Source organism: Polluticoccus soli (genome assembly GCF_029269745.1).
GTDB lineage: Bacteria > Bacteroidota > Bacteroidia > Chitinophagales > Chitinophagaceae > Polluticoccus > Polluticoccus soli.
On record NZ_JARJHT010000002.1, the window covers coordinates 255,566 to 279,512 of the forward strand.

The window sequence follows — 23,947 nt, forward strand, 5'->3', positions numbered from 1 at the left end:
AAACGACAACAGACTGTAACAAATTCAGGCAAAAAACCAGTAGCAGCTTGTGTTCTGCGATATGATTTAAATCTATAAACTATGAATGGTGAAACAAAACACCAACAGCCTAAGCTACCAAAGCCTGGCCTTCGAGACTGGCGTAATGGGTGGCTATGTCGGCAAAGATTGCTTCCAGTTCCTGCAGGTTGTCGGTAGTCACCAGCCTGGTGCGGAAATCTTTTATGTGTGGCAATCCTTTCAGGTAGTTGGCGTAGTGACGGCGCATTTCGAGTATGCCCAGTTTTTCACCTTTCCATTGTACAGAACCCAGCAGGTGTTTACGGCAGGCATCCAGGCGCTCCTCAAGGGTAGGAGGGGCCAGGGTTTCACCGGTTGCCAGGAAATGTTTGATCTCGCGGAATATCCAGGGGTATCCAATGGCAGCACGGCCTATCATGATGCCGTCTACTCCATAGCGGTTCTTATATTCCAGCGCTTTTTGTGGAGTGTCTATGTCACCGTTGCCAAATATGGGTATTTGTATGCGAGGATTCTCTTTTACTTTGGCTATCAGCCTCCAATCGGCTTCACCTTTGTACATCTGGACCCGCGTACGGCCGTGTACTGTAAGAGCCTGTATGCCAACGTCCTGCAGGCGCTCCGCTACTTCCTCAATGTTCTTCGAGCTGTCGTCCCAGCCCAGGCGGGTTTTAACTGTAACAGGCAGTTTGGTAGAACGCACCACCGCGGTGGTCAGGCGTACCATCAGGTCTATGTCTTTCAGCACACCGGCACCGGCACCCTTGCATACAACCTTTTTTACCGGGCAACCGAAATTGATATCGAGCAGGTCGGGGTTGGTTGTGTCTACAATACGTGCAGCCATAGCCATGGCGTCCTCATCGCCCCCGAATATCTGGATACCTATAGGGCGCTCATAGTCAAAGATGTCCAGCTTCTGGCGGCTTTTTATGGCATCACGTATCAGGCCTTCCGAAGAAATGAACTCAGTATACATAAGGTCGGCTCCATGCTGTTTGCATACAGCCCGGAAAGGCGGATCGCTCACGTCCTCCATAGGAGCCAGAAGCAAAGGAAATTCGCCCAGTTCTATTTGCCCGATCTTAGCCATTTGAAGCCGCAAAGTTACGTATATGGCGGCTATTTATGACCCTAAAGGCCTATTGTATGAACATTTTAACTAATCACGCGTTAAGAATAAACAACTATATGGTGTTTGGCATAACTTTGGTCGCTGTAATTGATATAACCACAAACATCCGTGGGTAGTAAAAATCTGAACAAAGCCTCGCTGGCGGGTTTAATAATAGCTCTGGGAATTATCTATGGCGATATTGGTACCTCCCCGCTCTACGTTTTCAACGCAATATGTAACGGTAAAGTTATCAGCGACCTGTTGATAATCGGTAGTCTTTCCTGCATCATTTGGACGCTGACTTTGCAAACCACCGTAAAGTACGTTCTGTTGACGCTCAGGGCGGATAACAAAGGGGAAGGTGGCACATTTGCCTTATTTGCTTTAGTTCGACGACATGGGAAATGGACAGTCTTTCCGGCCATGATAGGTGGTGCCACGCTGCTTGCCGACGGTATGATCACTCCGCCCATCTCGGTGACTTCCGCCGTAGAGGGGCTGAAGAACATACCCCTGATGAGCCATATTTCTGATCAGTCCATCGTGACCATTGTGATTACCATTCTGACGGGGGTATTCTTTACACAACAGTTTGGTACCGCCTCTATCGGTAAGGCATTTGGACCTGTTATGTTGCTGTGGTTCACAATGTTGGCTGTTCTAGGTATCGCGCATATCAGTGATGACCTGGCTATTCTGAAAGCCTTTAACCCATATTATGCGTTTAAACTTCTTTCTGAATACCCCAGTGGTTTCTGGATACTAGGTGCCGTATTCCTGTGTACTACAGGTGCCGAAGCGTTGTATTCTGATATGGGGCACTGTGGCAGACAGAATATTAGGATCTCCTGGATATTTGTGAAACTGTGCCTGATATTGAACTACCTGGGCCAGGGGGCATGGTTGTTAGGCCATCAAGGACAAGTTTGGTCATCGGAAGGCGCCAATCCATTTTACAGCCTGATGCCACATTGGTTCCTGCTGGCAGGGATCATTATTGCCACTATCACAGCCATTATCGCCAGCCAGGCTATGATATCGGCATCATTCACGCTCATCAGTGAAGCGGTAAAACTGAACGTATGGCCTAAATTGAAGATCAACTATCCGACAATTGAACGCGGCCAGATATTCATACCGGGTATCAACGTGCTGCTGTTTGCGGGTTGCGTCATCATCGTTTTGACTTTCCAGAAGTCATCACGTATGGAGGCTGCCTACGGTCTGGCAATTACCCTGTGTATGATGATGACCTCGGCCTTGTTCTCGTATTACATGTTCATACGACGGGTGCCTCTTGTGTGGATAGCCGCCTATCTTCTCATATTTCCGACAATCGAAATGTCGTTCCTGATAGCGAACCTGGAAAAATTTCCGCATGGTGGTTATATGGCCTTGATAGCTGCAGGTGCCATTTTCATGGTGATGCTGGTTTGGTTCAAGGCCCGTAAGATCAAGAATCGATACGTAGAGTTTGTGAGGCTGGAAGACTACGTGCCAATCATACAGGAACTGAGTAATGACCGCACCATTCCTAAGTACTCTACCCACTTGGTGTACCTCACCAGCGCAAATAATCCCAAAGAGATAGAGCACAAGATCATTTTCTCGATCCTTTACCGTAAACCCAAGAGAGCTGATATCTACTGGTTTGTGCACGTAGACGTTTTGGATGAGCCGTATACTATGGAGTATGTAGTGCAAACTATCATTCCTAACGAGATCGTCAGGATCGAGTTCCGCCTTGGTTTCCGTGTGGAGCATAGGATACAAATGATGTTCAGGAAAGTGGTGGAAGAGATGGTGCAGAATAAGGAAGTGAACATCGTGAGTCGTTACGAGTCCCTGAGCAAGAACAATGTAATGGGAGACTTCAGGTTCATTATCATGGAGAAATTCCTGTCGCGCGATAATGAGCTTCCATTCTGGGATAAATTGATGATGCGCGGCTATTTTATGCTGAAGAAAATAAGCTTATCTGAGGAACGTGCGTTTGGTCTCGATTCTTCGGATGTCACACTGGAAAAGTACCCCATTATCGTATCTCCAACCTCCGAGATCAATCTAAAACGCCTGGAAGAGGAATAAAAAGAGCAGTCCCGTAGTGACTACGGGACTGTGTATAAATATCGGCTTTTCCGGCCTACGTTATTTTCGGCTTCTATAGCCGTTATAAAATAAACCGTGCCAGCCCCTGGCGGACAACTATTGAAGGGGTCTAAGATGTGGAAGATCAATCGATTGCTCTACAGCATAAGTCCTTAGATCCTTGTATATCTCGAATTGGGTTTTCAATTGTGGATGCTGCAGGCGCGCGATAAGCAGAATATCATACTCCTCCCGTCTGTGACGCTGTGCCCTGTATATCTTTCCATGAGTGATTTTTCGAGCTTTGTATTCGTCGATCACTTCGTCACGTTTATCGTAGGTGTGAATGATCAACGCCTCTATTTTACCTAGGCCTGGATTAGATTGGTCGTAATATCCGTCAACCAGGTATTGAAGGTGATTGCAGATACCTACAGCATCAGGTAAAGACAGCGGTGGCAGTACATCTAATACGGTTTGTTCCATGAGTATAAGTTGATGGTACAAACCTAGTTATACTGCGAGCGCTGAAAAAGCGTATTTAGCCCAAACGTAAAGGGGGTATTTATACCCCCTTTACGTTTGAAGCCGGTTATACTATAGTTTGACAAAATGTATTCTCGGTCCACGGTCCGTCACGACTGTGTATATGTCGTTAGCAAGTTGGCTAATGTCAATGATTTGCTGTTGACGTGCAGGCAATTTAAGAACCGTCTTGCCATGCGTATCTATTATCCGGATATATTCGTCAGCTTGTGCGTCACTTAGTCCGATGGTTAGATTATCATGAGCGGGGTTAGGGTAGCATCTTATGCCATGTTGCTGAGCGATATCGTTTACGTTGTCGGGGAAATTTATCAATAAGGTAAGTGATGCTGAATCTGGACACAGCGACGTTGCGCTGCCGCTTACTTTGATCTTTACTTCGCCCGGCCCGGCCTGCGTCCATTTTACCAGTACGGCTTTTGTGCCCTGACCCGATTGGATAGTTCCTCCTGTGACAGACCACTGATAGATGGCACCTGTCTGTGTTTGTGTTGCATAAGTTGCAGTGTCCTTTTGATAAAGCAGGGTATTGCCGGCTAATGTTGGTGTGCTTATTGGTACCGGTTCGCCGATGGGGGCATTTATAGTTGCAAGGCAGCCATTGTCGTCCATTGCCGTAATTGGGTAAGTTCCCTGTGCAAGATTTTTAAATGTGTCGGTAGACTGGAAACCACCGACAGACCCAAACTTGTATAAATAAGGTTGCATTCCGCCTATCCCCGTTACGATGATAAGGCCATCGGTTTTACCGTTACAAGTAATATCCTTGATAGTAGCGTTTATCGAGAACGAGAAGATGTTGCAAGATCTGAATCTTGCCATAAAAGCGTCGGTGCCACCGCCCTGGGTTGTTTGATGAGCGCCAGTTGTTGCCAGCCCTGTCGGCGAGAATGTGAAACCTGTCAGATAAGCATTGCTTTGTGTGTCAACTGCAATGGATTCTGAAACTTCTATATCTGTTCCACCATAGTAGCTAGCCCATTGGCGTACACCTCCACCGTTGAATTTGACAAGGAATGCGTCGAGGTTACTGCCGTTCAGGTTGGTTTGAAATGCACTGGCTGTTGAAATACCCGTGAGACTGAAGGTGTATCCTGTGGCATATACATTTCCGTTCTGGTCTGTTGTAAGCGCGCTTATCAGGTCGCCATCCAGTCCACCGTAATATGTTGCCCATTGCAAAACGCCGGTGTTATTAAATTTAGCAAGGAATCCATCCTCTCCGCCAACGATGGCGGGAGCAGGTTGATGCGAGGAGGCAGTTGCAATATTGTTTGATGAAAAAGTTGACCCTGCAAAATATACATTACCCGATGCATCAACCGCCAGCTTTTCTCCATCCACACGTTCTTCCCCTTTTGATCCTCCATAATACGTTCCCCATACAAGTGAACCGTTGCTGTTATACTTCTGCAGAAAATAATCAGTAGTATCCCCTCCATATGTAGTTTGGTGAGCTCCGGGGGTAATTAGGTTGCTATTGGTAGGCTGATAGGTCAGGCCGGCCATAAATACGTTTCCTGAAGCATCCGCTGCTACCGCATATCCTTCGTCGATATTGGTAGAACCAGCATAGGTGCCCCATATCGGAAAGCCAGTGAACGAATATTTGATCAGGAATGCATCAGCAATGCCAGCCATTGAGTTTTGATGCGCGTTTGTGATTGGGATACCAGTGTTGGATGCCGAGGATCCGGTGACATAAATAGTAGACACTGGTCCTGCGGAGCTGATGGCAACACTGCTGGAGTATTCAATACCACTTCCACCAATGTAGGTTCCAAACTGGAGTGCGCCGCTGTTGTTGAATTTGGCCAGGAAACCATCGTACGATCCACCCAAAACAGTCTGATCTGCAAACGTTGTTGCAATGCCTGTTGTAGAATTGGTTTGTCCCGCTATGCATACAGCGCCACTTATCGTTGCGGCACCTAACGCCAGATCGCTACCGCTGCCGCCGTAGTATGTTGCCCACTGCCTTACGCCCGACCGATCGAACTTCGTAATAAACGCATCACAATTTCCTGTGATCGCTGATTGGTAAGCGCCAGTGGTAGCAATATTGTTCGGTGAAAAAGTTGTTCCGGTAACATACAGGTCGCCACCATTGATCACAATGTCGTTACCGCGATCATCTCCGCTTCCGCCGTAGTATGTACCCCATGCAATATCTGGTGTTGGATCGATAATGAGCGTTTGGGTTTTGTTGTATGAGGGGATGGAATAGCTGAATGTGTTTGGAGCTATTTGTTTGTATGAAACATCCAACTGCCCACCGGTTTCTTTGAGGAAGCTTGAAGGGATATTCTCAGCCAATATGCCATGTGCTGTTTGGATGACCACTTTCCCTTGTGCAAGCGCTGTGTTTGTTGCACCCGAATATTGTAGTTGTATTACTGATGCATTTGCACCGGGATGTACAATGAAATTGTATTCAACCGCTTTGCTGTCTGCGCCCATTACAAATTCAAGATCGATGCCGGGGTAGAGGTCTTTATATGTGACCTTTTGGAAGTGATGGATATTGGCAAACGAGCCAGTTTCGTTATAGTAATTGATAGTATCGTCAGCTCGTGATTCAGCGATCATCTGCGGGTTGGGATTGGCTCCGGCAAAGTTTACATCTATTCTATGAAAGCGATATGCGCAGGCATCGGTTGGATTTCTGGATAGTTTATGGGCATCAGAAGCGAGTGTCAATCGTGGCTGGCTAGCCGTAGTGACGGTGTATGCATCGTAGCTAAATCCATTAGCACGAAGTTGCACATTGAGCCCGGGAGTGTTTAACAGGTATCTAACCTGAGAATTCGCCAGGCGGTTTTGATCAATGATCTGGCCTTTGTTCTCAATAAATGCAAACTGTAGGCTGTTTTCGGCAGCAGTGTATAGAATCAGGTGGCAAAGGGCTGATAGTAAAATGCAGAACTTTCTCATTAGCCGAAGTTATAATATCGGCTGCTAACAGTCAAGGCAAAAAGAAAGGAGTCTTACGACTCCTTTTCTTTATTGGTTCCAAGATTTCTGTATTGATTTTTGTTTTCCAGCTCGCGAGCTTCTTCACGCTCCTGCTCTTTGTCGTAAGCTTTAATGATATGCTTCACAAGTCGGTGGCGCACTACATCCGATTCATCCAGGTGTATATGTGCTATACCTTCAATGTTCTGCAATATCCTGTTGGCTTTTGCCAGACCTGACTTTTGATTTTTCGGCAGGTCTATCTGCGTCAGGTCACCGGTAATGATGGCCTTCGCAGATGCACCAATACGCGTCAGGAACATTTTCAGCTGCAGGTCGGTAGCATTTTGAGCTTCGTCCAAAATGATGAACGAATTATCCAGTGTACGACCACGCATGTATGCCAGCGGTGCGATCTCAATGATACGGTTAGCCATGTAGTAATTCAGCTTATCCGATGGTATCATATCATCCAGTGCATCGTATAGCGGACGCAGATACGGGTCGATCTTTTCCTTCAGATCGCCAGGCAGGAAACCGAGGCTTTCGCCTGCTTCTACCGCCGGACGCGTCAGAATAATCTTACGTACCGCTTTGTTCTTCAGAGCGCGTACTGCCAACGCCACTGCGGTATAGGTTTTACCTGTACCTGCAGGACCGATTGCGAATATGATATCATTCTTCTCCGATACAGATGCCAGCAATTTCTGATTCTGTGTCTTTGCCCTGATCACTTTTCCGTTAGGGCCAAAAACCAGGATGTCGTTGTTGTTGACGTCATCTTTTATTATCGTTGATTCTCCGGTCTCATCGTCGCCCAGTATCTCTGAAAAGTAATTTTCAGACAGGTGGCCATTACGTTCCAAGTATTTTATTACCTGGCTGATGCGTGTTTGTGCGTTTTCTACTTCATCGGGCTGGCCGGATAGCTTTATTTGGCTGCCCCGAGACAATATTTTCAGTAGAGGAAATTTCTTTTTCAGAATATCAAACTTGCTGTTGTTTACTCCAAAAAACTCGATCGGGTTGATCGTCTCCAGGTTGATGATTGCTTCTGTCAATTTGCTCCAGGTTTTATGGTTAGTAATAAAATTAGAAAATATTGTGCCGCGGCGCTGTTAAGCTATTGTCAAATACGGTATCCGCCGTCTTTGAACGCTTCAAGCTTCTCCGCGATTGCGCTATCAGACAGAGCGAACATACGTGCGCAAAGCACTGCCGCGTTGCGGGCACCGGCTTTGCCTACCGCCAGGGTACCTACAGGCAGACCAGCAGGCATTTGTACGATGCTGTAAAGGGCGTCGATACCGCCAGGAAGGCCACCATCCAGGGGAACACCCAGAACCGGCAGTGATGTATAGGCTGCGCACACGCCTGGCAGAGCTGCTGCCATGCCTGCTGCTGCTACTACTGCGCCGTAACCGTTTTCTTTAGCAGTCACCATCAGTTCCCTTACTTTGTCAGGATTACGGTGTGCTGAAGCAACTACCATGTTGTTTTCGATACCGAACCAGTTAAGCCAATTGTGGCATTCAGACATTACGCCTTCGTCGGTCTGCGACCCCATAATAATGAGTACTTTCATTCTTTGTGTACTTTTTACTGTTATGAAATTAAAATATTAAGCTTGTTATTTCCCAGTGCGCCCTCGCTATAGTTATCAACTCTTGTGTATATCTTTTGCTAGGTTTTCGCGCTGTTTTTGGTTTATTATTAGTGATGTTTACAAACTACCTTTGACCGTCAGAGATCAGCTATGGATACCTTAAAAGACAAAGTCGTTGTAATAACTGGTGCATCTTCGGGCATTGGTAAAGCACTTGCCCTCTTAGCCGCCGATCAGGGCGCAAAAATAGCCGTTTGCGGTCGTAATGCCGAAAAGTTGACAGAAGCTTTTGGACAGACAAATGACAACCGGTTGATCATGGCGGCTGATGTAAGCAAGGAAGCCGACTGCAAAGCCTTTATAGAAGCGGCTTTGAACAAATGGGGCAGGGTAGACGTACTTATCAATAATGCAGGTATTACCATGCGTGCCTTATTTGAGGATGTCGATATTTCAGTGATAAAGGAGCTAATGGACATCAACTTTTGGGGCACGGTATACTGCACCAAATACGCACTACCTTCTATACGCAGAAATAAAGGAGTTATTGTTGGGGTCTCATCTATTGCAGGATTCAGGGGACTGCCAGCCCGTACCGGCTATTCGGCCTCTAAATTTGCGATGCAGGGCTTCCTGGAAGCGCTGCGTACCGAGCTGCTGGAGACTGGCGCACATGTTATGTGGGTATCACCCGGCTTTACATCATCTAACATTCGAAATGTAGCCCGTAGCGCTGATGGCTCATCGCAGGGAGAGACACCGCTGGACGAGGGCAAATTGATGAGCGCAGAAGAGTGCGCTGGTATTATTCTAGACGCAGTCAAGAAGCGGAAACGTACCGTTATTATGACCGGGCAGGGAAAGTTGACCGTTTGGCTGAACAAGTTGTTCGCAGGCTTTGCAGATAAATTGGTGTACAAGCATTTCCTGAACGAGCCCAATTCTCCGCTGCATAAGTACAGAAACGAGAAATAGGAGATGGTCGCAGATTAATTTTGAATTAATAATAATTCGATGCCAACCCCGTGTCTCAATTCATTGTCTTTTAATGTAAAGAGACCGAATGCGATCCCCATTCACTATTTTCCTGCTTCCTTCAATTCTTTTAGCTTCAAAAGTTTGTGCACAGGCAGATAAGCGCCTGTTTCGAACTGATGGAGATTACATATCTCGTATAAAAGTCACGGAGAACAGTATTGACAAACCTATGGCCTGGGGTGGGGGACTGAATCATCCGCAATTTGCAATAGTAGATCTGAATCATGATGGCAAAAATGACCTTGTGATCTTTGAAAAAGCCGAATATGTCAATCCACTGTTGCTACCCATTTCAAATAACATAAAAACCTTCCTTAATTCAGGCACGCCCGGTAATCCCCAGTATACATACGCTCCACAATACGAGTATCTGGTACCATACCCTCAAAGGGTGATGAAGATGCTTGATTACAATTGCGACAAGATACCTGACCTTATTTATGGCGACATTTTCTTGAATATTTGCGATGGGTATTATAACTCAAGCGGCGACTGGACAACCCAAAACTGCAGGGTGATCTATGAAAAGGGCATTAATCCCGCTCCTCTACCTTTTAATAGCAATGATATACCCGGAGTAGCTGATATAGATAGTGATAGCGACCTTGATTTTGTCGCGTTATCGATCGGAACGTTTCACCTTTACAAAGATGTGAGACAGGAGGAATCGCTTCCCTGCGATACGGTAAAATTTAAGTTGAAAGACTGGTGCTGGGGAAAGGTTGGTCATGCAGAAGTACGAGAGTCTGTTTTAGGCGTGTCTTGCAACAATTCTGGCTTGAAAATGCCTGGAGAGGAGGCAAAAACTACCGGTGGCAGCACTGCGATCTGTTTGTTTGATGCTGATGGAGACGGCGATTATGATGCATTAGTAGGCGAGGACAAATTTGCCGATATCCAATTCCTGAAAAACGGTAAAGTGGAGCATGGCTATCCAGTCGATACAATGATAGCCCAAGACACCGTCTGGCAAACCGGGGGACATAAACTTCACATGGCATCGTTTCCTACCGGCTATTGGTTGGACATAGATGACGATAACGACAATGACATTGTTATTGCCCCCCAGGCCGATGAGAATTACCGCTCGGCAGCCTACTATCGAAATATAGGTAGTCAGACCGCTCCTGCCTTTACTTACCAAACCGATTCATTTCTTGTTGAAGACATGATAGATGCTGGATCCCGTTCATACCCCTCCGTGTACGATTATAATAAAGACGGTAAAAAGGATCTTTTCATAGGAGGTTGGTTATATCAGCCCGGTGGCACACATAAAACATCGATAATATACCTCGAGAATACTTCTACAGGCACTAATGTTTCTTTTAAAGTGGTAACGAGGGATTTTCTGAACATCGGTTCGTATCCCGAAAAGGGTGCTGCGATCTCTATTGGAGATATGGATGGAGACGGAATGGACGAGCTGGTAGCGGGCCGGGATGATGGTTCGATCATATGTTTCAAGAATCATGCGTCGAGCGCAGTAGCACAACCCGATTGGCAGCTATGGCACGCCAGGCTGAAAGGATCAGATGGTACGGAAATTAACGTGGGTAAAAATGCAACACCTTTTATATATGACATCGACAAAGACGGAAAAAATGATCTCGTTGTAGGAACAGAAGTTGGATACCTGACATTTTATAAAAACATAGGTGCCACAGGGCAGATCAGCCTAGAGTATAAAACCAATAAACTCGGAGATGTAAGAGTAGTGCCCGATATGGGATTTGGCTATAGTGCACCATACATAGGCCCTATTGACAACTCTGGAGTTCACGCCCTGATGGTAGGCAGCGGCACGGGTGCTATATACAGGTATTCGGGTTTCGAGAATGGCAATGTCTCAACGCCCTATAAGCTCGAGGACAGTTTGTACTCTGATATTAAAATACCGGGACAGTTTTCGTCGGTGAGCTTTGCAGACATGTTTGATGACAACAAGTTCGAGCTCTTTATTGGGAACGGAAGGGGCGGCGTATTCGCATATCGCCAGGTGTTTGTTGAAGAAGTTGATGAACTAGCCAAGGAGAAAGGTGGACTGCAGATCTACCCTAATCCTGCAAAGGATAGAGTGAAAATGACAGCTGCAGCTGATTTGGGAACATCTTCAAGTATCCGCCTGGTTGACAATTTGGGACGACTGGTGACGGCGTCATTCTCTGCTTCAGGCAAGACTATAGAGTTTGATGTGTCGATGCTTCCGTCCGGGATTTACACATGCATTGTTAATACTGGCGAGAACGAGTTCAAAGGAGTGTTTGTGAAGGAGTAGAACTCAGTTATAACCCGTTAAATCTTTTGATGTTTAATAGTTAACTCAGAATGATGAAATTCCTGAACCCATTATTGCCCATTGCCCTGTTAATTCAAGCTAATGCACAGGCGCAGTTTGAAGGGTCTATATATCGCACTGACGGAACTTACTTATCGAGCGTAAGGCTTACTGTGGATGGCGTTGAAAAGAAAATGGCATGGTGCGGTGGAGTTAACAACCCAATGTTTGCTGTTCCGGACCTGAACAATGACGGCGTGAACGATTTGGTGATCTGGGAGGCTTCCAACGAAATCACGGAAAGAGGTACAAAGACATTTGTCAATAAAGGTACTCCGGGTCAACCGAATTATTTCTACGCGCCTGAGTTTGAATACCTGTTCCCCTACGTGAGTGGGTACATGAAAATGATCGACTATAACTGCGATGGGATACAAGACCTCTTTTATGGTTCCTTTGGTCTTAGCATCTGCGATGGATACTATAATTCCAACAGCGCTCTGGCGTTTAAAAATTGTCGCGATATAAAATATTACTATCCCGGCTCTTCCAATGCATCAAACATTACTGTGGGAAATGGTGTGCCGTCTATAGTTGACGTTGATAACGATGGGGATTTGGATTTCCTCTCGTTTTCGGACCTTGGTAACTGGATAGATTGGTACAAGAATATTAAAACAGAGAAAGGTTTCTCTTGCGACACTTTTGCCCTACAGTTAAAAGACAGGTGTTGGGGCAGGGTGTTTCAGCCTGGAGGGCGAGAACACGTTTTACATCAATGGTGTGATAATAGTATGTTTAACAACCAGCCGAAGACGACACATGGCTCCAATACTTTATGCTTGTTAGATCATGACGGTGATGGAGATTATGATGTGCTGAACGGTAACGATGTATATTCCGATCTGCAGTTCCTACGCAACAATCGAATTCAGTTTGGTAACAGTGTTGATTCTATGACCTGGCAGGATACTATGTGGCAATCGAATGGAACAAAGGCACATATGGCACGATATCCGTTGGCTACACACATTGATATTGATGGGGATGGTGCAAGAGATATCCCTATTTCGCCTCGTGCTGATTTTTCGGAAAACTACAGAAGTATCCAGTACTACCGGAACGCCGGTACGGATGCTAATCCAAGTTTTATTTACCAAACTAACACGTTGTTGGTAGATAGGATGCTGGATATGGGCTCAAATTCATATCCTGTTTTTTACGATTACAATAGAGATGGAAAGTTGGATCTGCTAGTTGGCAGCCGGGGTTACTACCAGCCCAACGGCACGTTTAAGCCAACTATATGGTATTTTCAGAACACTGGTTCAGGGTCTAATATTTCCTTCAACCTTGCACAGAAAGATCTGCTAAAGGTAGACACTCTTGGAATAGATGGCGCTTCGCTGGCTATCGGTGATCTCGATAATGATGGGCTGGACGATATGGTTGTTGGCCACAGCAACGGGACTTTGAGTTTTTTCAGAAACTATGCTGCATCTTCAAATGCGCAACCAGACTGGCATCTGTCGCAAAAATTGCTTCGTGACCAGAACTCCACAGAGATCAATGTAGGTAATAGTGCTGCTCCACTCATCTACGATATAAATGCAGATGGTAAAAAGGACCTTTTGATAGGGTGTCAGGCGGGAACCATTTTTTACTACAAAAACATTGGCGGCTCTGGTCTGCCAAGCCTCGAATACGTAACCAATAAACTTGGAGATGTAAGAGTGGATGGTTACTTGTCCTCCCAGATGTACACCTGGAGTGCGCCATTTATCGGTCAAATGGACAATACCGGCAAAGAATACCTAGTGGTAGGCAGTGGCTTTGGAAGAATATCACGGTATGACGGTTTTCAGAACGGCAATGTTACGACACCGTACACATTGATTGATTCACAGTATTCAGGCGTACAAGCGCCGGGACAACAACTGGCACCGGCAATTGGCGATCTGAATGGAGATGGAAAGTATGAGATGATGGTGGGCAATACTAAAGGCGGATTACTTCTTTACCGTCAGGTATGGAATGTTAGCGTGAATGATCTGACCAAAGAAGCTGAACTGCACCTATACCCTAATCCAGCCAGCCGCAAGCTGACCATTGAAAGCAAAGATGCGCTGTTATCGGCAGAAGTACGGATGTTTAACGTAGTTGGCCAGCTGGTCCATACCCAGAAAATTGCGGTACAGTCTACGTCATTTGTGGTTGATATAGCGCATTTGAAACCTGGCGTTTATGTGTGCTCTTTGATAAATATGGGAAAAGTCAGGAATACACGTTTTACTAAACTGAACTGATCGGCCTGAATAATCGCACTAGCGGCCGGTTGCCAGTCAACGATCAGCCAAGGGAGAAAGCAGACGCTTAGTCATAACACGCATTTTTTTGACCTCTTGAACCCGCTTTGCCGTTTTATAGTTAACTTTAGAATAATGAAAATCCTGAACATATTATTACCACTGGCCCTGTTAGTTCAAACCAATGCCCACGCACAATTTGAGGGTTCTATATATCGCACTGATGGAACTTATTTATCAAGCATAAAGCTGACGGTAGATGGAGTAGAAAAGAAAATGGCGTGGAGCGGTGGTACTAATAATCCGATGTTTGCTGTGCCAGATCTTAACCACGACAATTTAAGTGATCTTGTGATTTTCGAGGCTGGGTTGCTGGAAACAGAACGTGGGGTCAAGACGTTTATCAACAAAGGTTCAGGAGGCAACCCCAATTATTTTTACGCACCTGAATTTGAGTACCTGTTTCCTGCTATCTATCGCTACATGAAGATGGTGGATTATAATTGTGATGGGATACAGGATCTGTTTCACTACGGTTTGGGGGGGCTTAGTATTTGCGATGGATACTATAATTCGAATAATGCACTGGCGTTTAAAAATTGCCGCGATATAAAGTTTATCTACCCCGGGTCGCCAACACCAACTTACGTTAGTATGGGCGGGAACGATGTTCCATCAATAGTTGATGTTGATAATGACGGAGACCTGGATTTTCTTTCATTTTCGGGAGCTGGAAACTGGATAGAATGGTACAAGAATATTAAGACAGAAAAAGGTTTCTCTTGCGATACGTTTGCGGTACAGTTAAGGGACAGGTGCTGGGGAAGGATATTGCAGAACGGGCCAAGAGAGCACGTGCTGCACCAGTGGTGCGATAATAGCTTGTTTGAGAATCAGCCGAAAGCAACCGACGGAGCTAATACATTATGCCTGTTGGACCATGACGGTGATGGCGATTATGATGTGTTGAATGGTAACAGCGTGTATTCAGATCTGCAGTTCATGCGCAACAACCGGATACAGTTTGGCAACAGCGTTGATTCTATGACCTGGCAGGATACCACCTGGCAGTCGAATGGAACAAAAGCACGTATGCCGCGATATCCTTTAGCTACACACATTGATATTGACGCCAGCGGTGCAAAGGACATACTGGTGTCGCCACGCGCCGAGAATTCAGAAAACTACAAGTGCATCCAGTATTACAGGAATATCGGTTCTGACGCAAACCCAAACTTTGTTTATCAGACAGATACATTACTGGTAGATAGAATGCTCGACCTTGGTTCACACTCTTATCCTGTTTTTTATGACTATAACAGGGATGGCAAGTTAGACTTGCTGGTAGGTTCAAGAGGGTATTACCAGTCAAACGGCACCTTCAAATCTACGATCTGGTATTTCCAGAATACAGGCAGTGGTTCGGATATTTCCTTCAATCTGGCTGAAAAGAATTTACTAAGAGTGGACACGCTTGGCATTGAAGGGGCATCGCTGGCTATTGGTGACCTGGATAACGATGGAATGGACGACCTTGTTGTGGGTCACCTGGATGGCACATTGAGCTTCTACAAGAACTTTGCAGCCTCAGCAGGTTCGCAACCTGACTGGCGCCTTTCACAAAAGCTGCTTCGTGATAAGAATGCTACGGTTATCGACGTAAGTAATTACGCTGCACCGCTTATTTATGATATTAATGCCGATGGTAAAAAAGACCTTTTGGTAGGGAATGAACCGGGCACCATTTCATATTACAAAAACTTAGGCAGTAGTGGCCAGGCGAGTCTGGAATTTGTATCTAACAGTCTTGGAGGTGTGAGGGTGGATGATTATGTACCTATATCTTATACCTACAGTGCTCCATTTATTGGTAAAATGGATAATACCGGTAAAGAATATCTTGTTGTGGGCGGCGGATTTGGAAGGATTTCCCGGTACGATGGGTTTCAAAATGGCAATGTGACGACACCGTATTCCTTGATCGACTCTCAATATTCGGGTATACAGGCTCCCGCAAAATTCCTCGCACCAGCGATAGCTGATCTGAATGGAGATGGAAAGTATGAGATGGTGGTGGGTAATGATAAGGGCGGATTGCTTCTTTACCGCCAGGTATGGAATGTTGGAGTGGACGATGTGGTTAAAGAAACTCAATTACAACTGTATCCTAACCCGGCTAATCGTAAATTGACTATTGAAAGTAACGATGCGCTGTCGTCGGCCGAAGTGCGGATATTTAATGTAGTTGGCCAGCTGGTGCATACCCAGAAAATTGCTACGCAGTCTACGTCGTTTGTAATTGATATAGCGCATTTGAACCCCGGCGTTTACGTGTGCTCATTGGTACATAATGGGCAAATCAAAAATGCACGCTTCACTAAACTGAACTAATTGACCCTGAAAAATATTTTCACTAGTCTATGAGAAAGCTTTTGTTACTCTCGATATATTGCTCGATGATGGCGTTTTTGCCCAAAGGACAGGCGCAATTCCAGGGGCAGCTGTTTCATTTCAATCCCGACACTAAGGTGTTTGCCTGGGGCCAGGAGAAAACCCTTGCCTGGTGCGGTGGGGCAAACAACCCGCAGTTTTCGTTAGCAGATTTGAATAATGATCAGAAAGTCGACCTGGTAATAAATGAACCATATGTCGGTGTGAAAACATTCTTAAACACCGGTAATGCCAACTACGTTTATTCACCGCAGTTCGAATATAATTTCCCTTTTATCCAGGGATATATGAAACTGGCAGATTATAATGACGATGGGATCGCTGATCTGTTTCAACGTGGCTCAACTGGTTTTGCGGTTTACAAAGGACGGTTTGAGAACGGCGAGTTAAAGTTTTCGTTTTATCGCGAACTGTTTTATAACTCGGTGTCAGGTTGGGTAAATGCTTACTGCGAACCTAACGATATGCCGGGTATTGAAGATATAGACCATGATGGCGACCTTGACTTTGTTTCGTTCTATATTGGCGGCGGAAAGATCACCTGGTATCGCAACTGCAGGGAAGAGGATGGGCTACCTAACGATAGCATCCGCGTCTGTGTTAAGGACAACTGCTGGGGGAAAACCTTCCAGGGGATATACAGAACCCATTTGCTACATACCACGTGTGATACCTGGGGGACAAGTTGTAAAGGTTGTGAGGATAATGGAACCGGCAACAAAACAACACACACAGGCAATGCGATCTGCCTGCTAGATTATGATGGTGATGGTGACTTTGATTACTTCGATGGCAGCGTGTCTTATCCTGATGTTCAGTTATTGACCAACGGAAGAAAAGATTTCAATTTTTCGATCGACTCGATGATGTGGCAGGACACAATGTGGAATAGCAATGGTCATCAGCTGCACATGCCTGTATGGCCTGGAGGATATTGGCTGGATATAGATCAGGACCATGATAAAGACCTGTTGTTTTCGCCTAATGCCTCTAATACTGAGAACTATAAATGTATCGCGCATTATAAGAACGTAGGTACTGATGCTAGTCCAAACTTTGTCTACCAGTCTGACACGTTCCTGATCGAGAAAATGATAGACGTCGGAAGTGGATCGTACCCTGTCTTTTATGACTATGATAAAGATGGTAAGCTCGACCTCTTTGTTGGCTCTGATGGCTTTTATCAACCTGACGGAACATTGAAGGGTAAGGTTTCGTATTATCGGAATATCGGCACCGGTTCAAATTATTCGTTCGAGCTGCAAACAATGGATTTTATGCAGATCGGCAATTACCTTTTCCGCGGAACGTCGATTGCTATTGGTGACATCGATGATGACGGTAAAGACGATCTGGTGTTAGGGCATACCGACGGTACGTTGTCCTATTTTAAGAACCAGGCTGCCTCAAATACTGTACAGCCTGTCTGGAACCTTGTAGCTCCGACATTGAAGGATGCTTTGGGCAACGATATTGTGGTGACCAACTACGCAGCCCCGGTTATCTATGATATGAACAAGGATGGTAAGAAAGACCTGGTAATTGGTAATATGACCGGCTATCTCACCTACTATGAAAGTGCAAGTGTTGGCGGAAATATTAGTCTCAATTTTAAAACCAATAAGCTAGGTGATGCTCATGCTGATCCGAATGCGATCAATATTTACACAATGAGCGCACCGTACATTGGCCGCATGGACAATACAGGTATCGACTACCTTGTTATGGGCAGCCAGGACGGAAAGATATTCCGCTTCGATGGTTTTCAGAATGGCAATGTGACTACGCCATACACTATGATCGATAGCAATTACTCTTTCGTAAAGGCTGGTACACGTACCGCGCCCACATTTGCCGATCTCGATGGCGATAATAAATATGAAATGATAGTTGGCAACGTATTAGGCGGGCTGAGTTTTTACAAACAGCTATTTAATGTAGATGTTAAAGACATCAATACAGTTGGCTTGAACGTGAAGTTGTATCCCAATCCTGCAAATAACGTGCTGAATGTCGAACTTAAATTGCCACATGGCAGCGATGGAGATGTGCAGATACATGTGCTCTCCGCATTGGGTCAACGTGTGATCAGCAGTGTAGTGCCCGCCACTCAGGCCTATGTGCAACTGTCTACATCTGGCCTGTCATCGGGAGTGTATTATTGTGTAGTGCAGTACGGCAGCCAGCGCTCAGCTCAACCGGTAACAATAACTAGGTAAATCGCCTGATTATTCAAATAAAAAGCCCCGGTAAATTTACCGGGGCTTTTAGTTTCTATCAAAGGCCGATTATTTCTTACCGCCTTTAGCTTCTTCTGTTTCTGCTTGTTTCAGGGCACGTGTCATAACTACTGAAGCGATAGGAATACGTGGAGAATTCAGTATTTCCATTTCACCAGCTTTTACGTCTTCAACACGGATGTTGCCGTTCAGTTGCAGTTTGTCGATGTTTACTTCGATGTTTTCAGCCAGGTGCTTAGGCAGGGTACGCACTTTCAGAGATTTTACTTTGATCTCAAGGCGACCACCAGCTTTAACACCTTCAGACTGACCTACGAACTTCAAAGGCAGGTTAGCGATAACCTTTTTGTCTTCAACCAGCTCCAGGAAGTCGATGTGGCTCAGTTCGTCAGTTACAACGTCAAATTGCAGATCTTTCAGGATGCAACGGTAAGTAGTACCGTCGATAGCGATCTCTGCCAATTGGAAATCAGGCGTATACACCAGCGGACGAAGCGCCATTGGGTTAGCACTGAAGTGGATAGTTTCTTTACCACCATAGATTACACCAGGTACCTGGCCTTCAGAACGAAGTTGGCGAGCTGCTTTTTTGCCATTTTCGCTTCTGCGTTTTCCTTCAACTTTTACACTTCTCATTTTTGTGTGTTTTTCTTCTTTCAGCGCCGGGCGTATACCCGTCAAACATCCGGTCGTTGAAATTCTTGTTTTTAATAAGGTTCGCCCCGTTCGGGTGCGGACGGATTTTTTTGTTTAAACAGTCTTTATCAGTTTATTTATTCCTGCTATGGATAAATAAAGAACTTATCGATTTATTTTCGAAGGTATTGCGGATGGCTACTGCAAATAGCTCTGCCGTTGGCAATACTTTTATCTTCGAAATTTCCTGCTTCAGTGGTATCGTGTCGCAAACAACCAATTCTTCCAGCTCAGAGTTTGCAATGTTCTCATAAGCTTTGCCGCTAAGTACCGGGTGGGTACAGAAAGCGCGAACCGATAATGCACCGCGTTCTTTCAGTATTGCTGCCGATTTGCTGAGGGTACCTGCAGTATCGCAAATATCATCTATCAGCACCACGTTCCTTCCCGATACATCACCTATTACTGTCATAGCTGCTATTTCGTTGGCACGCTTGCGCTGCTTATCGCAGATCACCATGTCTACTTCGAAATACTTGGCCACTTCGCGTACGCGGTTAGTACTACCTACGTCAGGGGACGCAAAGATAAGGTTTTCTATCTTAAGATTATCGATATATGGGATGAAAATCGCCGAACTATCCAGGTGATCCACCGGTATATCAAAAAAACCTTGAATTTGAGGAGCGTGCAGGTCCATTGTCATCACCCTGTCAGCGCCGGCTGAGGTCAGCAGGTTAGCCACCAGCTTAGAAGCGATTGATACCCTTGGCTTGTCTTTACGGTCCTGGCGCGCAAAACCGAAATAGGGGATCACAGCTGTGATATATCCCGCAGAAGCACGGCGCGCGGCGTCGATCATCATCAGCAGTTCCATCAGGTTGTCTGACGGCGCAAATGTTGACTGCACAAGGAAAACATAATCACCACGAATAGATTCCTGGAAAACCGGTTGAAATTCACCGTCGCTGAATTTTTGCGTGGTGCATTTACCCAGGGTTTTGCCGAAAGAATGCGCAATTTGCTCCGCCAGGTAGGTAGACCCGGTGCCGGAGAATATTTTTACAGATGGCTGCATGAATTGGAAATGAAGTGCAAATTTAGATAAAGCGCTGTTTCTGCAAAGGTGTTTTTTTGCCAAAAACCGATAAATATGACAAATTCAGTTGCTGAGCGGACTTCCGGAGATAATTACATATTGTATTCGTTTAGATTATTTTAGCGGCGATGAAAAAGCTCGCCTTGCAATCCTTCCTATTTGCAACTGGTTATGGGATCGCCTTTTACCTGCTGCAGTTATTCCTGTTTCAACGGGATATGGTAGCTATACTGCCAAATGCGTCTAAGCTTGCCGTATGGGATGGTGGCTGGTATAGCTTTATCGCCAGGGAGGGTTATATGTATAAGGGTGGATGGGCAATGTTGGCTTTTATCCATTATTTCCGCTCGTCTGGCGATGGTCTCATCTGGATGCTTTGGGTATATGCTTTTTGAACATCGGTTTTCTCGCAGGAGGTATCGCGCTGTTGTCGGCTGGTTTAAAGTCGTCAGCGGCTGATAAGCTCATCTGGCTTTCAACTCCATCGTTCTATTTTGTTTTCCTTCCATATAGCGAGGCTTTGTTCATGCTGCTGGCCTCGTTGCTCATCTATGGCATATGGAGAAATAACAGGCTGCTTATTGTTTTAAGTTTATTGCTGCTAGGTTGGGTACGGCCCGTAGTCGTCATACTGGTGCCGGCGCTTTTGTTGATGGAACTGATCTCCAACGACCGAAGTAAATGGTTGTCATCGCTGGGCAGGGCTGTTGTTTTATACGTATTGCCCCTGCTTGTTAGTACAGCTCTGTTTGTGTTGTACCAGTATTATTGCACCGGCGTATGGTTCGCCTATTTCAAACACCAGTCCGATCTGTGGGGACGGAAGTTCTCTTTACCAAAACTACCGTTCAATAGTGTGTTAGGTCCTAAAATGCTTTGGTTGAACGCGCTAGCCCTATTCGTAAGTCTCATCAGTACCTTCTATGTAATTAAAGCTGCACTTGCATGGTTGCAAAAGCAGCGCGTCGCCGATAAGGTACTGCTGCTGTCATTCCTGTTTTTATCTGGAATGGGCCTGGTTAATATCCTATTCAATCCTCACGATGGCTCAGGATACACTAATGTATTTGGAAGCCACCGCTACATCTTCGTTTCGCCATTCTTTCTTATCGTTTTGCATCATTTCACTCATCGTACATACCAGTGGCAGCAATTGTTACTAGTGTTCTTATTGTCTAACGTTTTCTGGTTGTGCTTCGGTTCTTACCTGCACATCATGACGCTGGTGTACTTCAATTTTGGTACAGCCATTCTACTATTGTACATGCTGTATGCAAATAAAAAACTGACCTGGCCGGCTCTGGCTATTGCCGCAATAAATATTTTCGTACAAGTGCAAGGCTACCAGTTCTTTATCAGCGGTGTGTACACAGACTAGTCGTGACTTGTAACAATCTGAATGGATTTGTGCAGTCACCTGTTTATCTTTGGCAGCAACTAACAAAAATATTTTTTAGTCTATGAAACGTAACGCTACCGCCGTATGGAACGGCTCGGGTAAAGAAGGCAGCGGCCACCTGACCAATCAAAGCAATATCCTCAATCAAACACCATACTCTTATAGTAGCCGTTTTGAAAATGGTACAGGCACCAATCCCGAAGAGCTGATAGCCGCGGCGCATGCAGGATGCTTCTCCATGAAGTTGAGTTTTGTGCTAGGTGCTGCAGGTTTTACTGCCGACGAGATCAAAACCGACTGTGTCGTTACTATTGACAATGGTACGATCACTACAAGTGAATTAACGTTGCGTGCAAAAGTGCCCGGAATTGATGAAGCTAAGTTCAAAGAATGCGCTGAAGAAGCTAAAGCAAATTGTCCTGTGTCTAAAGTGCTGAACTGTCAGATAACGTTAGATGCCGCACTAGCTTAAATTCTTCAACAATTCATAAGTTTTGAAGCCTGCAGGATACTGCAGGCTTCATTTTTTTCAATGAGTTATGTCGTTAACCACATATTAACAAATCGATATGAGGATTATTATTGTGTATATCAGATGTTGATTCAGGCGCTTATTATTGTCGTTACATGAATAGCCGCTTTTACTGCCTCAACAGTGACGTATGTCATCTTGTTTATATGGTTTTTCGAGCTCAACTTTGACATGGAAAAACAGAGAAACTGCCGCTAAGAAAGAGGAATTCAGAGCGGGCGTTTCTGGCCTTCTTAACACTATTATTAATACGGAAAACCAGAGGAACTATGAGGTATAAAACCCTTGTGAGTATGAACATTGCCATAATTGGCGCCGGCAAGAATACAGAGGCTCTTGCTGAAGGTTTGGCGAACGCAGGTCATGATGTATTTATCGGGTTAAAAGATACAGAGACCTACATTAGTCCGAAACTGTTGACGTTTGAGAATATCTTCCTCGTGTCTGTGGAAGATGCCGCGCGCGAGTCGGATATCATCGTGATCACAACACCGGCAAATGAGATACGTGAGGTCGCGTACATGCTGGGCGATGTTCGTCGCAAGACAATTGCAGACCTTTCAAGTTTCAATTTTGTGCGTGCTGTGAGTTATAGCAATACACACAACGTTATTAAAGCTATCACCAATTGCCGCAACCTGGTGAAGTGTTATAACGTAACAGGTTATGAAGACCTGGTTAATCCTGATTTTATAGGCGCAACTACCGACATGTTCATGGCCGGTGATAGCAAGAAGTCAAAAGAGGTGGTGAAGCTATTAGCCCGTGACCTTGGTTTCATCGACTGCTGCGATTTCGGTGATGGTGATACTGTTCCAATGCTGGATGAAATGAGTAATTGTTGGAACAACCGCGCAGTGAAGCAGAAAATGGAAGCTAGTCTGGCCTATAAGCTTGTTAGGAAATAAACTTACCAGCCGCTGGCAAGTACATCAGCAATGTGCATGGTTTGCATTGGCAAATTGTTCTTGTCGATATAACCTTGCAAATGCATCAAACACGAAACATCCGTTGATATCATATACTGAGCGCCCGTATCCAGGGCGCTTTGTACTTTAGTTTGCGCCATGCCTACAGATATGGGTTCGAACTTAACGGCGAATGTTCCACCAAAGCCGCAGCAGGTTTCGCATTCTTTCATCTCGGTAAGCTCAAGGCCTTTTACTTTATCTAACAGCTTACGCGGAGCCTGTTTGATGCCGCATTCACGCAAGGCACCACAGGCGTCATGATAGGTAGCCTTGCCTTGTAGGGTAGCACCAAGGTCTTCAACTTTCAACACATCAATAAGAAACTCAGTAAACTCGTACATGCGCTTACCAACCTTGCCGCTATGATTATGCTCAGCACTGTTCTCAAACATTTTGTCGTAGTAATTGCGTACGAACCCTGTACATGATCCACTAGGGCCGACAATGTATCCTTCTCCTTCAAAATCAGTCAGGAATTTTCTTGCTACACCTTTGGCATCGTCCCAGAATCCTGCATTGAAAGCTGGCTGACCGCAGCAGGTTTGATTAGCGTTGTAGGTCACGTTGCAGCCAAGCTTCTCCAGCACCTTTACCATATTGATGCCGGTTTGCGGATAAAGCTGGTCTACAAAACAAGGTATGAAGAGTTGTACGTTGTGCATGT

The 23,947-nt window shown here is 45.4% G+C and carries 18 protein-coding genes; 10 read left to right on the top strand and 8 right to left on the bottom strand.

Features of this window, described 5'->3' with window-relative positions:
- Nucleotides 1-109 precede the first annotated feature (109 nt).
- Nucleotides 110-1,114 (bottom strand): tRNA dihydrouridine synthase DusB, encoded by a 1,005-nt coding sequence (gene dusB, locus P2W83_RS11715; RefSeq protein WP_276133923.1) that lies wholly within the window; start codon nt 1,112-1,114, stop codon nt 110-112.
- Between the two features lie 150 nt (nt 1,115-1,264).
- Between dusB and P2W83_RS11720 the strand changes: the two genes are divergently transcribed.
- Complete coding sequence (locus tag P2W83_RS11720) at nt 1,265-3,226, top strand: KUP/HAK/KT family potassium transporter (RefSeq protein WP_276133924.1); 1,962 nt, start codon at nt 1,265-1,267, stop codon at nt 3,224-3,226.
- A 117-nt stretch (nt 3,227-3,343) separates the two neighbouring features.
- Here P2W83_RS11720 and P2W83_RS11725 read toward each other — a convergent pair whose 3' ends face one another.
- The 4 genes from P2W83_RS11725 to purE all read right to left on the bottom strand — a co-directional run bounded on the left by P2W83_RS11725 (nt 3,344) and on the right by purE (nt 8,312).
- Entirely contained in the window at nt 3,344-3,712 is a 369-nt protein-coding gene (locus tag P2W83_RS11725; RefSeq protein ID WP_276133925.1) for a hypothetical protein, read from the bottom strand.
- A gap of 111 nt (nt 3,713-3,823) precedes the next feature.
- Nucleotides 3,824-6,706, bottom strand: a complete 2,883-nt coding sequence (locus tag P2W83_RS11730) for a DUF7948 domain-containing protein (RefSeq protein ID WP_276133926.1) — start codon at nt 6,704-6,706, stop codon at nt 3,824-3,826.
- Nucleotides 6,707-6,759: 53 nt separating this feature from the next.
- Complete coding sequence (locus P2W83_RS11735) at nt 6,760-7,788, bottom strand: PhoH family protein (protein ID WP_276133927.1); 1,029 nt, start codon at nt 7,786-7,788, stop codon at nt 6,760-6,762.
- Between the two features lie 68 nt (nt 7,789-7,856).
- Nucleotides 7,857-8,312 carry a 5-(carboxyamino)imidazole ribonucleotide mutase gene (gene purE / locus P2W83_RS11740; RefSeq protein ID WP_276133928.1) on the bottom strand — a complete coding sequence of 152 codons (456 nt, stop codon included), beginning with the start codon at nt 8,310-8,312 and terminating at the stop codon, nt 7,857-7,859.
- A gap of 171 nt (nt 8,313-8,483) precedes the next feature.
- Here purE and P2W83_RS11745 point away from each other — a divergent pair, with 171 nt between their 5' ends.
- From P2W83_RS11745 to P2W83_RS11765, 5 genes are all read left to right on the top strand, one after another.
- Complete coding sequence (locus P2W83_RS11745) at nt 8,484-9,308, top strand: SDR family oxidoreductase (protein WP_276133929.1); 825 nt, start codon at nt 8,484-8,486, stop codon at nt 9,306-9,308.
- Nucleotides 9,309-9,396: 88 nt separating this feature from the next.
- Complete coding sequence (locus P2W83_RS11750; RefSeq protein WP_276133930.1) at nt 9,397-11,649, top strand: T9SS type A sorting domain-containing protein; 2,253 nt, start codon at nt 9,397-9,399, stop codon at nt 11,647-11,649.
- A 50-nt stretch (nt 11,650-11,699) separates the two neighbouring features.
- Complete coding sequence (locus P2W83_RS11755; RefSeq protein WP_276133931.1) at nt 11,700-13,955, top strand: T9SS type A sorting domain-containing protein; 2,256 nt, start codon at nt 11,700-11,702, stop codon at nt 13,953-13,955.
- 135 nt (nt 13,956-14,090) lie between these two features.
- Nucleotides 14,091-16,346, top strand: a complete 2,256-nt coding sequence (locus tag P2W83_RS11760; RefSeq protein ID WP_276133932.1) for a T9SS type A sorting domain-containing protein — start codon at nt 14,091-14,093, stop codon at nt 16,344-16,346.
- 29 nt (nt 16,347-16,375) lie between these two features.
- A complete protein-coding gene (locus tag P2W83_RS11765; protein WP_276133933.1) occupies nt 16,376-18,625 on the top strand; it encodes a T9SS type A sorting domain-containing protein in 2,250 nt (749 codons plus the stop codon).
- A 69-nt stretch (nt 18,626-18,694) separates the two neighbouring features.
- Here P2W83_RS11765 and P2W83_RS11770 read toward each other — a convergent pair whose 3' ends face one another.
- Both P2W83_RS11770 and P2W83_RS11775 read right to left on the bottom strand, forming a co-directional pair.
- Complete coding sequence (locus tag P2W83_RS11770; RefSeq protein WP_276133934.1) at nt 18,695-19,282, bottom strand: 50S ribosomal protein L25; 588 nt, start codon at nt 19,280-19,282, stop codon at nt 18,695-18,697.
- A gap of 133 nt (nt 19,283-19,415) precedes the next feature.
- Complete coding sequence (locus P2W83_RS11775; protein WP_276133935.1) at nt 19,416-20,360, bottom strand: ribose-phosphate pyrophosphokinase; 945 nt, start codon at nt 20,358-20,360, stop codon at nt 19,416-19,418.
- 149 nt (nt 20,361-20,509) lie between these two features.
- On the opposite strand from P2W83_RS11775, the gene P2W83_RS11780 reads away from it, so the two are divergent.
- The 4 genes from P2W83_RS11780 to P2W83_RS11795 all read left to right on the top strand — a co-directional run bounded on the left by P2W83_RS11780 (nt 20,510) and on the right by P2W83_RS11795 (nt 23,220).
- Nucleotides 20,510-20,776: a hypothetical protein gene (locus tag P2W83_RS11780; protein ID WP_276133936.1), complete on the top strand. Its 267-nt coding sequence runs from the start codon at nt 20,510-20,512 to the stop codon at nt 20,774-20,776.
- Nucleotides 20,773-21,759 (top strand): hypothetical protein, encoded by a 987-nt coding sequence (locus P2W83_RS11785; RefSeq protein ID WP_276133937.1) that lies wholly within the window; start codon nt 20,773-20,775, stop codon nt 21,757-21,759. Before P2W83_RS11780 ends, P2W83_RS11785 begins: the two co-directional genes overlap by 4 nt.
- An 82-nt stretch (nt 21,760-21,841) precedes the next feature.
- Nucleotides 21,842-22,252 carry an OsmC family protein gene (locus P2W83_RS11790; protein WP_276133938.1) on the top strand — a complete coding sequence of 137 codons (411 nt, stop codon included), beginning with the start codon at nt 21,842-21,844 and terminating at the stop codon, nt 22,250-22,252.
- A gap of 353 nt (nt 22,253-22,605) precedes the next feature.
- Nucleotides 22,606-23,220 (top strand): NADPH-dependent F420 reductase, encoded by a 615-nt coding sequence (locus tag P2W83_RS11795; protein ID WP_276133939.1) that lies wholly within the window; start codon nt 22,606-22,608, stop codon nt 23,218-23,220.
- Nucleotides 23,221-23,222: 2 nt separating this feature from the next.
- On the opposite strand, the gene P2W83_RS11800 is transcribed toward P2W83_RS11795, so the two are convergent.
- Entirely contained in the window at nt 23,223-23,945 is a 723-nt protein-coding gene (locus P2W83_RS11800) for a (Fe-S)-binding protein (protein ID WP_276133940.1), read from the bottom strand.
- Nucleotides 23,946-23,947 lie beyond the last annotated feature (2 nt).

Excerpts from the sequence above, each read along its gene's own strand:
- dusB (WP_276133923.1), bottom strand. The coding sequence starts at position 1,114 with ATGGCTAAGATCGGGCAAATAGAACTGGGCGAATTTCCTTTGCTTCTG.
- P2W83_RS11725 (WP_276133925.1), bottom strand. The coding sequence starts at position 3,712 with ATGGAACAAACCGTATTAGATGTACTGCCACCGCTGTCTTTACCTGAT.
- P2W83_RS11730 (WP_276133926.1), bottom strand. The coding sequence starts at position 6,706 with ATGAGAAAGTTCTGCATTTTACTATCAGCCCTTTGCCACCTGATTCTA.
- purE (WP_276133928.1), bottom strand. The coding sequence starts at position 8,312 with ATGAAAGTACTCATTATTATGGGGTCGCAGACCGACGAAGGCGTAATG.
- P2W83_RS11745 (WP_276133929.1), top strand. The coding sequence starts at position 8,484 with ATGGATACCTTAAAAGACAAAGTCGTTGTAATAACTGGTGCATCTTCG.
- P2W83_RS11750 (WP_276133930.1), top strand. The coding sequence starts at position 9,397 with ATGCGATCCCCATTCACTATTTTCCTGCTTCCTTCAATTCTTTTAGCT.
- P2W83_RS11755 (WP_276133931.1), top strand. The coding sequence starts at position 11,700 with ATGATGAAATTCCTGAACCCATTATTGCCCATTGCCCTGTTAATTCAA.
- P2W83_RS11760 (WP_276133932.1), top strand. The coding sequence starts at position 14,091 with ATGAAAATCCTGAACATATTATTACCACTGGCCCTGTTAGTTCAAACC.
- P2W83_RS11765 (WP_276133933.1), top strand. The coding sequence starts at position 16,376 with ATGAGAAAGCTTTTGTTACTCTCGATATATTGCTCGATGATGGCGTTT.
- P2W83_RS11770 (WP_276133934.1), bottom strand. The coding sequence starts at position 19,282 with ATGAGAAGTGTAAAAGTTGAAGGAAAACGCAGAAGCGAAAATGGCAAA.
- P2W83_RS11775 (WP_276133935.1), bottom strand. The coding sequence starts at position 20,360 with ATGCAGCCATCTGTAAAAATATTCTCCGGCACCGGGTCTACCTACCTG.
- P2W83_RS11780 (WP_276133936.1), top strand. The coding sequence starts at position 20,510 with ATGAAAAAGCTCGCCTTGCAATCCTTCCTATTTGCAACTGGTTATGGG.
- P2W83_RS11790 (WP_276133938.1), top strand. The coding sequence starts at position 21,842 with ATGAAACGTAACGCTACCGCCGTATGGAACGGCTCGGGTAAAGAAGGC.
- P2W83_RS11795 (WP_276133939.1), top strand. The coding sequence starts at position 22,606 with ATGAACATTGCCATAATTGGCGCCGGCAAGAATACAGAGGCTCTTGCT.
- P2W83_RS11800 (WP_276133940.1), bottom strand. The coding sequence starts at position 23,945 with ATGCACAACGTACAACTCTTCATACCTTGTTTTGTAGACCAGCTTTAT.